We start from the raw sequence: 11802 nt of genomic DNA, 5'->3' as shown, positions 1-11802 counted from the left end.
CACCCCCGCCCCCCGCCCCGCGGCCCATCCGGGGGGACCGAGGCGCGGGTTGCTGCGGGCGGCCGGGTGGGGCGCCGGGCTTCTTTGGGGCCGCCGCGGGGAGTATCAGCAGCGGAGCCGGGGGGCCGGGCTGCCCGTCAGGCAAGGGGGTGGGCGGGTACAGGCGTATACCCAAGGCTTTCAGAATGACGGGTAGCGCCTTTTTTGTCACGCCCAGACGTGATGCCAGATTAGCGGGAGCCGGTTTGGCACTTTTGCGGGCAAGCGACTCCATATCCGCGCGGATATCCGCCACACGGTCGAGTCGGAGCAGGGTCTGCGCGGCATAAAGCCAGCCAAGGCTGAGATACGCCGCCTGATCTGAGAGGCTGGGCGGCATGGCGCACAGCACGCAAACCGCGCCAGCAGGAGGGAGCGAGGGCAGGGTGGTTTGTTGGTGGATGCCCAGTAGCAGGCGGCGCAGCGCCATGGGGGCGGGGCGCAGCAGGCGGGAGCAGAACAGCACATCGCGCGTATGCAGGATATGAAGCCGGGCTAGCAGCTTTTTTTCCACGCTGGAAAGGGGGGGCAGCAGCGGGCAGGGCGTAACGCCGCCCTGTTCCATCAGGCTATGCACCAGTCCACGTGGTAGGGGGTGTGCCTGCACGGCGGCCTCGGCCCGGAACAGGGGGGCCAGTTCATGCCGGATCAGGGCTGTGACAAAGCGGGCCAGCCGCGCGCGGATTTTTTCTTTCTGCCCCGCATCAAGAAACTCCGCGTCCCGCACCGCGATGTCTGGTTGCAATACAGACAGGCCGGAGCGGAGAGAGGCAACGGCCTCGCCCTGCCAGCTCAGTATGCCGGTTTCGGTATCGAGAGTGAGTTCGGTATCGTCCGTCTGCGCGAAGCGGGCGACAAGATGTGGCATTTCCGTGCGGGCCGCCCGCCGCGCCGCGCGCAGGATCAATGGCTGGTCCATGCGGGCGGCCTCGGCATCCGGGGCGAAGGCAAAGCCGCGCATATGGCCTACGGTGTGGCCTTCCACGATAATTTCGCCCGTGCGGCTCATAGCCGAAAGCAGGGGTTTGCCGTCGGATTCTTCCAGCCTGCGGGCCAGACTGGCGGCCCTGCGGTCTACAAAACGGGCAGTCAGGCGGTCGTGCAGCGCATCGGACAGGGTATCTTCAAGCTGGCGGGTGTGGCGCTGCCAGTGGGCGGCGTTTTCTACCCAGTCGCTCCGGGCGGCAACATAGGACCAGATCCGTATGCCCATCAGCCGCTGCATGAGGGAATCAAGGTCTCCCTCGGTGCTGTCCATGCCATGCAGGCGTGCGCCCAGCCAGTCGGATGGCAGGTGGCCCCTGCGCGCCAGCAGGGTGAAAATCTGCGCACACTGGCGGATATGGCTGTCCTCTCCCAGTTTGCGGAAATCGGGGATCTGGCAGACCTCCCAGAGTAGCCGCACCAGATTGGGGGTGTTCGCCAGTGCTTTAATACTGCTGTCCTGCATGAAGGCGTGCAGGCACAGCATATCCGCGGCGGGTTCAGCCGGGCGCAGGCAGCGCATGGGCGGCTTACGGCACAGACTGGCATGCAGTGCGGTGAGGGAAGAAAAATCAAGCGCGCTGTTGCGCCACCACAGGCTTTGCAGGGGGTCGAAACGGTGTTCCTCCACCGCCTCCACCATGGCCTCGTTCAGCGGTGGGCAGGTGCCGGTGGTACCAAAGGTGCCATCCCGCGCACCGCGCCCGGCCCGGCCCGCGATCTGGGCTACTTCGGCAGCGCTTAGCAGGCGGTGGCGCTGTCCGTCGAACTTGGATAGCCCCGCAAAGGCCACATGGTGGATATCCATGTTCAGCCCCATGCCTATGGCATCGGTGGCGACAAGGTAATCGACCTCGCGGTTCTGGTAGAGCGCAACCTGCGCATTGCGTGTGCGGGGTGAAAGCTGGCCCATGACCACCGCACAACCGCCCCGCTTGCGGCGGATAAGCTCGGCAATGGCATAAACCTCGGCCACGGAAAACGCGACAATGGCCGAGCGCGGGGGCAGGCGCGACAGCCGGTTATGCCCGACCCCGGACAGAGCGGACAGGCGCGGGCGCGTGTCTATTTCAATATGCGGGATCAGCGTTTTCAGCAGTGGGGCGATGGTGTCCGCCCCTAAAAACAGCGTTTCCGCCGCACCACGTGCGTTCAGCAGGCGGTCGGTAAAGATATGGCCACGCTCGGGGTCGGCACAGAGCTGGATTTCATCCACGGCCACAAAATCCACCGGCTGGTTACCCGGCAGGGGTGTTGTGGGCATGGCTTCGACTGTGCAGGAAAACCAGCGCGCATGGGGGGGAATGATTTTTTCCTCCCCGGTAATGAGGGCAACGGCGCGCACGCCCTTGGCCTGCACCATGCGTTCGTAATTTTCCCGCGCCAGCAGCCGCAGCGGAAAGCCGATAATGCCGGAGTCGTGCGCGAGCATGCGCTCGAGTGCGAGATGGGTCTTGCCTGTATTGGTGGGGCCGAGAATGGCCCGTATACACGCGCCTTCCGGTGCGGGCCGGGCCGGGCTGGGTTCTGGCGGGGCGGCGTGCTGGCGCGCGGAAACCTTCATGTCGTTATGCTCGGTCGGCGCGGGCATAAAATCAAGCGTGCTGGCGCGGAATTTTGCCTGCCGTTGCATATGCCCCCGGGCTGGCGCAGTCTTGGCTGCCAATAAGGAGAGAACGCATGCCCATTCGTGAGCTGGAATGCCTGAGTGTATCGACAAGCCGCAAGACAGTCTGGACTGTCCACGCGGTGCGGGCATCCGAACGGGTGACGTTGGCGGCACGGGTGGGAGAAAAAGCCGCCACGTTCGCGCAGCAATGCGGCTTTGTGGCCCGCCCCGGCCAGCTTGTTCTGGTTCCGGGCGAGGCGGATGCGCCCGTGGCCCTGCTCGGTATTGCTGAAAAAACGGCGGATGGGCAGGCAGTGCGCGATCCGTTCGGCTTCGGCCTGCTGGCGCGTGACCTGCCCGTAGGCAACTGGACGGTGAACGCACCGGACGACATCGCCCGCGATGATATTATTCTGGGGTTCTGCCTTGGGGCGTATCGTTACAGCCTCAAGGAAGGGGCGAGCGGTGCTGAGGCGGGCAAGAACAGGCCCCGTCTGGTCGTGAGCCGTGCCGAGCGCGAGGGGCTGGCGGTGGACATGGCGCGCTCGATCTGGCTTGCGCGTGACCTTATCAACGCTCCGGCCAATCTCATGGGGCCATCCGAGCTTGCGCGGGCTGCGCGGGTTGTTCTGGCCCCGCTGGGCGCGCAGGTGGAGACCATCAAGGGAGCCGCGCTGGAAAAAGGCTACCCGCTGATTGCCCATGTGGGCATGGGCTCGGAACGGGGACCACGTGTCGTGGTGGCGCGCTGGCAGGGCTCAAAGGCGGGCCGCAACGCCCCCCTGCTCTCTCTCGTGGGCAAGGGTGTGTGTTTTGACAGCGGTGGGTATGACCTCAAACCGTCCTCGGCCATGCTGCGGATGAAAAAGGATATGGGTGGGGCGGCCTCGGTTCTAGCGCTGGCGCGCCTTGTCATGGCGCGGGACCTGCCCATTCGGCTGGAGGTGCGGCTAGGCTGTGTGGAAAACAGCGTATCAGGCCGGGCTATGCGCCCGCTGGATGTGGTGACAAGCCGGGCGGGGCTGACAGTGGAAATCGGCAATACCGATGCTGAAGGCCGTCTGGTGCTGTGCGACCTACTGCATGAGGCGGGCGAGGCCAGCCCTGACCTGTTGCTGGATGTGGCCACCTTGACCGGGGCCGCCCGTGTGGCGCTGGGGCCGGACCTGCCTGCCCTGTTCTGTAATGATGATGCAACGGCCGCCCTGTTCGAGCAGGCAGGCCACCAGCAGGCCGACCCGCTATGGCGGCTGCCCCTGTGGCCGGGTTATGCGAACTGGATGCGTAGTTCGGTGGCGGACATCAGTAATGTGTCCTCGCGCCCCATGGCTGGCGCTATTACTGCGGGATTGTTTCTTGAGCGTTTTGTAAAACCTGACCAGCGCTGGGTGCATATCGATAGTTATGCATGGAATGATTTTTCGCGCCCCGGTCGGCCAGAAGGCGGAGATTCGCCGGGAATCAGGGGTTTTTTCGCGGCTGTCGGGGCGGTTTTCGGGTTTGAGTCTTCAGCCTGTCATGCGAGCGCCATCAAGAAGTCATAAAAGAAGTGAAACTATTACGGGTTGAGACACTTAACACTATCGTTCCGGTTCCTATATAAACCGCAGAAGAATTCGCGCTGGCCCGGATGGCCGGCAACAGAGGGCCGCTATGAACAGGCGGCAAGCAAGCAAGGATATGGGTTATGGCGCATAGTGCCGAAAAGTCAGAGGATCTGGTCAAGACCCTGCGTGATACCATCGTTTCTCTCGTGCGTGGCGCCGGGCCTGACCTGTCGGCCCGTCAGCTCGCCGTGTTTCTCACCTGCTATCTGGACGAAAACGGCCAGACGGTGCGTGGCCTCGCCGCGACGCTGAATGTTTCCAAGCCCGCCATCACCCGCGCGCTGGACCGTCTGGGTGAGCTGGATCTGGCCCGCCGTAAGGTGGACCCGCTGGATCGTCGTTCCGTTCTGGTGCAGCGCACACCCAAGGGTGCCGCGTATCTGAAGGAAATCCGTACGGTCATGTCCGAAGCGGGGCCGGATGCCTCGCGCCGGAGCCGGGTGGAAGACAAAACCACCACCGTGCGCCGTCTGCGCCGTGTTGCCGCCGCCTGAGCTTGAGGCTGGCCTGCCGCCGGGTGTCATGCCCGGCGGTTTTTCTTCCCCAAAGTGGATGGGGAAAGTCCTGCGGAACCCCGTGGGCTTACAGACGTTTTTTTCATAAGACAGCCTCATGGCCCGTGTGGCGCAGTCGCCCTCGGGGATATGAGGATCAGTGCTTTTTGAAAGGAATGTCCTTATGCGGTTAGCATCCTTTTTTGCGGCGTCCTCCCTTGTTGTGGCCGCTGGTCTGCTGTCTCCCGCGCATGCGGAAGATGCGCTGGGTGATCCGACAGCCAAGATAACGATTTCCGCCAAATCGGCTGATCTGGGCGTGGGCTATACTTGGGGTGGCGGCAAGCTGACCTACAAGCACCACACCCATGCTTTCAAGATTTCAGGTGGGACAATCGCCGCGGTCGGGTTCTCTACCATTCAGGGCACCGGCACCGTCTATAATCTGCATGCGCTCAAGGATTTCAACGGCACCTATATTGCCGCCCATGGCGAAGCCACACTGGGGCAGGGCCTTGGTGGCGCCGTGCTGGAAAATAAGAACGGCGTGCGGATCAAGATCGAGACAATTTCCGAAGGGGCGCGTCTGGCCGGTTCGGCGCAAGGCATAACCCTTACACTTAAGTAAAATACAGCGCGCACCCGGCTAAAGGGGGGTTACGACCACGCCCCCACCGGGTGCGCCCTTGTGCGGCGCAGGGTAAACCCTGTCCACAGCAGTTGGGGCGCTAGCACCAGCAGCCCGCAAACCAGCGTGGCGTAAAAACCTCCCAGAACAGGTAACAGGCGGGCTAGCGCTATCATGGTGGCGCCACCCCATAGGGTCATGCCCCATTCCGCAAGGCTGATGGTGGGCGTGGCAAGGCCACTCCGGTGCAGAACCTGATACAGGTGACCCCGATGCGCCTGAGCGAGCCGTAGCCCCGCGCGCTGGCGGCGCACCAGTGTAAACAGCACATCATACAGCAGGGGAGCGAGCACGGCTGGGCCGAGTAGCCAGCCGCCTTCAAGGCGGCTTGATGTATGGAGCATCAGATACAGGCTGGCCGTACCCGCCAGCAGCCCGCAGCCCTGACTGCCGACATCCCCCATGAAAATCCGCGCATTGGGAAAGTTGTAGGGCAGAAACCCTGCCAAGCAGCAGGCCAGCAACAGGGCGGGCCAGACCAGCTCTGTCGCTCCCAATGCCGGGGCCAAGGTTGCCAGCACCACAGCCCCTACCAGCACACAGCCCGAAACCAGACCATTCAGACCATCCATGAAATTGACGGCATTGGTAACGAATACCAGCCACAGGACAGCCCCGGCAAAACCCACGACCGGCACCAGCCAGTCCGGCAGCAGGGGGGGCAGGGCTGGCCCTGTTAGTTGGGGCCATGAAAATGCGCCCGGTGCCGCAGCATGCTGCGCCAGATCGTTCGCGGTTGCACCGGGCAGGCCGCAGGTCAGGGCAAATCCGGCGGCCACCATGGCGGCGGCGGCGCATTGTGTGGCCAGCTTGGCGGTAGGGGGCCATTGGTACAGGTCATCCAGCCATGAAACGACACAGAGCAGTACAAGTGCTGCACCTGTCAGGATACCGAGGCTATGCGGCCCCACCCCGCCCGTAACCCAGTGCAGCACTGGCCAGCACACGAGAAAAGCCCCCATGATTCCAATGCCGCCCCCCTTGGGGGTAGCGCTCGTGTGGGAACTGCGATGGCCGGGGTGATCCAGCACGGCCAGCCGGATCATGCGCCGGACGCCATAGGCCGAAAGCAGCGCCGCACCACAGAGAATTGCCAGTTCTGGCAAAAAAGCCATGATGGTCTGTAAGGAGAATGAGGGGGAGAAAGCCATGAAGCGTTTATTATCCCGGCTGGGGTAGCTTTCAAGGATGACAGGCCTCGGGCTATAAGGGCAATAGCATGGTATCGCAACATTCTCCGGCCCCGAGTGGCAGATCCTGGTATGGGCGTTCACGGTTGTGGGCGCTGAACAGGGTCGCTGTAAACGTCGTGCTCGACGGGCTGCTGGCGGCCGTTGCGGCACCTGTCGCCCATTGGCTGGCCGCCCCACAGGCCGGGCTTTTGCATCCGTTGTGGTTTCTGGCCGGGGCGGCGGTTTCCCTTGCCATTAGCGGTCTGCCATTTCGTGTGCCGCAGCAGTACTGGCGCTTTTCGGGCATTTCGGACCTGCTGGGCATTATCGGGGCATCGTTTGCCAGTGCGCTGCTGTTTTCCGTTGCGTTGTGGCTGTTTCATGTGACGCCCCCCAGCCCGACCTTTGGCATTATTTACGCCATGGTGCTGCTGGTGGTGCTGGGCGGTGCGCGCGTTACCTATCGTGTGCTGTATGGCCGCGTGCCGTACTGGGCCGCCCGCCAGAGGATTGTGCTGATCGGGGATGACTCGGTCGTGGACCTGTATATGCGGGTGTTCGAACGCAATCTGCACACCGGCACGCGCGTTGCAGGCATTGTGGCCGTGGGCGCTCACCGGCCCGGCCAGCGTATCCATAACGTGCCCATTCTGGGCAATGTTGCCGATATCCAGTCCATTCTCGAGCGGCTGGTCAGCGGGCGGCATCGTCCTGATTCACTGGTGGTGACGGACCCGGCCTTTCGTGGTTCGCAACTGACAGCCGTTCTGGATGCCGCCAGCGCCAAGGGTATTGCGGTGCTGCGCGCCCCGGCCCTGACAGACCTCACCCCCGCCGAGCAGGTGCGCCTGCGCCCCATCCCCCTTGAAGACCTCCTGAACCGGCCGCAGGTCAGGCTGGATCGGGAAGGGATGGAAGGCATGATTGCAGGGCGGGTGGTGCTGGTTACAGGGGCGGGTGGCACTATCGGCTCCGAACTGGCGCGGCAGATTGCGGGTTTGCAGCCGAGCCGGCTGGTGCTGCTTGATCATGGGGAATTCGCCCTGTGGCAGATCAGCATGGAACTGTCGCAGACAGCCCCCGATATCGTGCGCGAAAGTCTGGTGGCGGATGTGCGTGATGCGGCCCGGCTGGATACGATTATGGCGGAACACAGACCCGATCTGGTGTTCCATGCCGCAGCACTCAAACATGTGCCGATTGTCGAGGACAACCCGACCGAGGGGTTGCTGACCAATATTCACGGCACCCGCGTGGTGGCCGACACCGCTGCCCGGCATGGCGTGCGCGCCATGGTGGTGATTTCCACGGACAAAGCAGTCAATCCTTCCAGCCTGATGGGTGCATCCAAGCGTGCGGCGGAAATGTACTGTCAGGCCCTCGATATCAGTGCCCGGGCCTCGGGCGACCCCATGGCCATGCGCTGCATTACGGTGCGTTTTGGCAATGTGCTGGGGTCTACGGGGTCTGTTGTGCCGCTGTTTCGCCAGCAGCTCGAACGCGGTGGTCCGCTGACCGTAACCCACCCCGATATGTGCCGCTATTTCATGACCGTGCCCGAGGCCGTGGGGCTGGTGCTGCAGGCCGCCGTGCGCGGCACGCAGGGGCTGGCTGGCTGGAATGGCGGCGGCAAGGTGGCGTCCGGCACGGACAGGCTGCTCGATAATGGCGGTATTTTCGTGCTGGATATGGGCGAGCCGGTGCGCATTGTCGATCTGGCCCGGCAGATGATCTACCTTGCCGGTCTGCGGCCTGATGAGGATGTGGCTATCCGTTTCACGGGCCTGCGTCCGGGTGAAAAACTGTTTGAGGAACTGTTCCACGGGCGCGAGGCCCCTGTACCCACCGATGCCTCCGGTCTGCTGATGGCCACCCCCCGCGTAGTGGACCGCGAGGCGGTGACCCGCGCCGTGGAGGACATTACCCGCTACGCGCAACACAATGATGTAGAGGCAGCCCTGCGTATTCTGGCGTTGCTGGTGCCGGAGTTCGATCATAACCCCGAGGGCGAGGCCCGCACCGGCGCGCGGGACACCATGGCAGCACCCCCTGCTGGCGTGCAGTCCCTCGGTGCAGTAAAGGAAGCACAGGCCCGCCCATAGGGCACTCCGCAGGGCCGCGTCCGTTCTGGCCCGGTGGGTTGAACATGGCGTGAAAAAACGGTGAAAAGCCTGTGTATCAGGCAGGCCCGACACGGAGCCGGGTGCGGGCATGGGCGTCAGGATGGCGCAGGGAAAAGGACATGGGTATGCGTAAGGAAACGGCGTTCATTATCGGGTTTGTGGCGTTTACGGTCAGCACGGCGGCGCTGATCTGGGGCGTGGCGCTGCCTAATTTCAAGCCGGTTTCATTTCCGCAGATCGCCAGCGGCACGCTGGATGTGGGGCCCATGCACCATACGCGCGCCCTGACGACGCAGGAAGTAGCAACGCTGAACGACTGGACACACGCGCATTCCGGTGGCTGGGGGCCGCTGTATCGCACCCCGCCCTCATCAGGCGATGCCCATCTGCACCTGCGCGATGCCCAGAACAAGGAAGTGCTGGTGCTGACCCTGTGGACCGGCATTAGTGCCGCGGACTGGAACAACACCGTTTTTATGGAATCGCCTGACGGCAGCACGGTGCGCAGCGAGAGCTTTTCGGCTCAGGCATTTGCCCCGCTGCGGATGCTGGTAGATGGTTTTTCCTACCAGCATTCCGGTTATCCCTGAGCCCTGAGCCCTGAGCCCTGAGCCCTGAGCCCTGAGCCCTGAGCCCTGAGCCTATAGAGGCTTCAGGCCGGGCGGTCCGTCGCATCGAAACGGAAGGGCTGCCCTGCGGGTTTGTCCGCCAGGCTGCCTTCCCACATGACCTGCTGGCCACGGATAACCGTGCCAATGGGCTGGCCTGTGATTTCTTCGCCCGTAAAGGGTGACCAGCCGCAGCGCGAGGCCAGCCAGTCTTCCTCAATCGTCCAGCGGGCTTTCAGGTCCACGATCGTGAAATCCGCATCATAACCCACGGCAATGCGGCCCTTGCGCACCAGCCCGAACAGCCTTTGCGGTCCGGCTGATGTCAGGTCCACCAGACGGCGCAGGCTCAGCCGGTGGTGGGCTACGTGGTTGAGCATCAGCGGCAGCAGTGTTTGCACACCCGGCATGCCGGAGGGCGAGGCCGGGTAGGCGCGGCCTTTGGCCTCAAGGCTGTGGGGGGCGTGGTCCGAGCCAATAACATCGGGCAGGCCCTGATGCAGCCAGTGCCAGAGCCCCTCGCGGTGTGCGGCGGAGCGAATGGGCGGGTTCATCTGGGCCAGCGTGCCAAGGCGGGGGTAGGCGTCCTCAGCGCTCATGGTCAGGTGCTGGGGGGTGAGCTCGCAACTGGCGATATCGCGGTTGGCGGCAATCAGCTCCAGTTCCGCCGGGGTGGTGACATGCAGGATATGCACGCGCCGCCCAGTTTTGCGGGCCAGTGCCAGAACGCGGCGGGTGGCGCGCAGGGCGGTTTCATCATCGCGCCAGACGGGGTGCGATGCCGCATCGCCTTCTACCCGCTCACCCAGACGTTCCTTCAGCCGGGCTTCGTCTTCCGCATGGATGGCAACGCGCCGCTGGCCTGAGCGCAGCACCCGCTCCAGCATTGCATCCTCGGAGACCAGAAGATTCCCGGTGGAAGAGCCCATGAACACCTTGATACCCGCCGTGCCGGGCAGTTGTTCGAGCGTGCCGCATTCATCCGCGTTATCGGAGGTGGCGCCCACGTAAAAGGCGTGCTCGCACCACATACGGCCTTGTGCGCGGGCCAGCTTGTCGGCCACAGCCTCGGGAGTGGAGGTGGTGGGTTTGGTGTTGGGCATTTCAAACACGCCCGTTACCCCACCCAGCACGGCGGCGCGGCTGCCGGTGGCGAGGTCTTCGTTTTCCTCGGCACCCGGTTCGCGGAAATGCACCTGTGTGTCGATCACGCCGGGCAGAATGGTCAGGCCCGTGCAGTCGATGGTGCGTGCGGCCGGGGCTTCCCCCCCGATAGCGCTGACAAGACCATCGCGCACATAAAGCGTGGTGTTGACCGTGCCATCGGGCAGAACAACGGAACCGTTTCTGAGCGCCAGATCATGAGGGCCGGAAGAGGAGGGCGTGAAGGCCATGGGGCTTGTGTCCTTTCGCAGTCGCGTGGGCGCAGGCGGGAGAAGGCTGGGGGAGTGGTGCGCCCTTGTGCGGGCGCGCCCGATCAGGGGGTATGCGGTGTTTCGCGTGTGCGGGTACGCAGCGTCACCAGTTCCTCGGCTGAGGTGGGGTGAATGCCGATTGTGCGGTCAAAATCGGCTTTTGTCAGTTTCGCGGTCACGGCAATGGCTACGGCCTGGAGCATTTCCGGGGCGTCATCGCCCAGAATATGCGCGCCCACCACTACCTGACTGGCCTGATCCACCACCAGTTTCATGACCGTTTTACGCTCGCGCCGCCCGCCCAGCGTATGCCGCATGGGGGTAAAGCGCGTCAGATAAATATCCACTGCCCCCGTGCGGGCGGCTTCTTCTTCCGTCAGGCCCGTGCAGGCCAGTGGCGGGGAAAAGAAAACGGCCTTGGGTGTGGTCGCGAAATCCCACTCGCGGGGCGGGGCCTTGCCAAAAAGCTGGTCGGCCAGAGTATGCCCTTCGGCAATGGCAACGGGGGTAAGGTTGATCCGGTCCGTGACATCGCCAATGGCGTAAATGCCGGGGCAGGAGGTCTCGCCCAGACCGTCCACCACAATCCGTCCGTTCTGCGCGGTTTTGATACCCGCCTGTTCCAGCCCGAGCGCTGCTGTCTTGGGGTGGCGTCCGGTGGCCAGAAACACGCAGTCCACCCGCAGGGTCTCGCCCGTGTTCAGGCGCAGGAGCAGGTCCGTGCCGTCGCGCGTCAGGCTTTCGGGGCTGGCGTTGCGGTGCTGGGTGATGCCGCGCACCGTAATGGCATCGGCCAGAGCCGTACGCATGTCTTCATCAAAGCCGCGCAGGGGCAGGTCGTGGCGGTAGATCAGTTCGGCCTGAGCACCAAGCCCGGCAAAAATTCCCGCGAACTCAATGCCGATATAACCCGCACCAATCAGCGCTACCCGGTCGGGGCGCTGGGGCAGGGCAAAGGCCTCGTCCGAGGTAATGGCGAGTTCCACACCGGGGAAAGAGGGCCGCGTGGGGGTGGAGCCGGTGGCAATAACAATGCGCTCTGCCGTGATATCCTGCGTGGGGG

At 63.7% G+C, this 11802-nt stretch carries 8 protein-coding genes and 1 pseudogene; 5 read left to right on the top strand and 4 right to left on the bottom strand.

The window, feature by feature from the left end; all coding sequences use genetic code 11:
• Positions 1 to 2587 (bottom strand): helicase-related protein (locus tag ABF757_RS09575; protein ID WP_415481984.1); only part of this gene is annotated, 2587 nt, incomplete at its 3' end.
• A gap of 116 nt (positions 2588 to 2703) precedes the next feature.
• Between ABF757_RS09575 and ABF757_RS09570 the strand changes: the two genes are divergently transcribed.
• The 3 genes from ABF757_RS09570 to ABF757_RS09560 all read left to right on the top strand — a co-directional run bounded on the left by ABF757_RS09570 (position 2704) and on the right by ABF757_RS09560 (position 5361).
• Complete coding sequence (locus ABF757_RS09570) at positions 2704 to 4176, top strand: leucyl aminopeptidase family protein (RefSeq protein WP_415481980.1); 1473 nt, start codon at positions 2704 to 2706, stop codon at positions 4174 to 4176.
• Between the two features lie 143 nt (positions 4177 to 4319).
• A complete protein-coding gene (locus ABF757_RS09565) occupies positions 4320 to 4733 on the top strand; it encodes a MarR family transcriptional regulator (RefSeq protein WP_025860361.1) in 414 nt (137 codons plus the stop codon).
• A gap of 184 nt (positions 4734 to 4917) precedes the next feature.
• Positions 4918 to 5361: a hypothetical protein gene (locus ABF757_RS09560; RefSeq protein WP_025860362.1), complete on the top strand. Its 444-nt coding sequence runs from the start codon at positions 4918 to 4920 to the stop codon at positions 5359 to 5361.
• Positions 5362 to 5390: 29 nt separating this feature from the next.
• On the opposite strand, the gene ABF757_RS09555 is transcribed toward ABF757_RS09560, so the two are convergent.
• Positions 5391 to 6536, bottom strand: coding sequence for an MraY family glycosyltransferase (locus tag ABF757_RS09555; protein ID WP_415481983.1), 1146 nt, complete (start codon positions 6534 to 6536; stop codon positions 5391 to 5393).
• 104 nt (positions 6537 to 6640) lie between these two features.
• Here ABF757_RS09555 and ABF757_RS09550 point away from each other — a divergent pair, with 104 nt between their 5' ends.
• Together ABF757_RS09550 and ABF757_RS09545 are read left to right on the top strand one after the other, a co-directional pair.
• Positions 6641 to 8695 (top strand): polysaccharide biosynthesis protein, encoded by a 2055-nt coding sequence (locus ABF757_RS09550; protein ID WP_415481978.1) that lies wholly within the window; start codon positions 6641 to 6643, stop codon positions 8693 to 8695.
• A gap of 146 nt (positions 8696 to 8841) precedes the next feature.
• Positions 8842 to 9306, top strand: a complete 465-nt coding sequence (locus ABF757_RS09545) for a hypothetical protein (RefSeq protein ID WP_025860363.1) — start codon at positions 8842 to 8844, stop codon at positions 9304 to 9306.
• A gap of 62 nt (positions 9307 to 9368) precedes the next feature.
• Here ABF757_RS09545 and ABF757_RS09540 read toward each other — a convergent pair whose 3' ends face one another.
• Both ABF757_RS09540 and ABF757_RS09535 read right to left on the bottom strand, forming a co-directional pair.
• Positions 9369 to 10718: a dihydroorotase gene (locus ABF757_RS09540; protein ID WP_415481976.1), complete on the bottom strand. Its 1350-nt coding sequence runs from the start codon at positions 10716 to 10718 to the stop codon at positions 9369 to 9371.
• 83 nt (positions 10719 to 10801) lie between these two features.
• Positions 10802 to 11802: pseudogene (locus ABF757_RS09535) on the bottom strand (FAD-dependent oxidoreductase); the annotation flags it as partial.

The organism is Acetobacter papayae (genome assembly GCF_047721125.1).
Taxonomy (GTDB): Bacteria; Pseudomonadota; Alphaproteobacteria; order Acetobacterales; family Acetobacteraceae; genus Acetobacter; species Acetobacter papayae.
The sequence above is the reverse complement of the archived record's forward strand: the minus strand, read 5'-3'. Positions and strand labels throughout refer to the sequence as shown.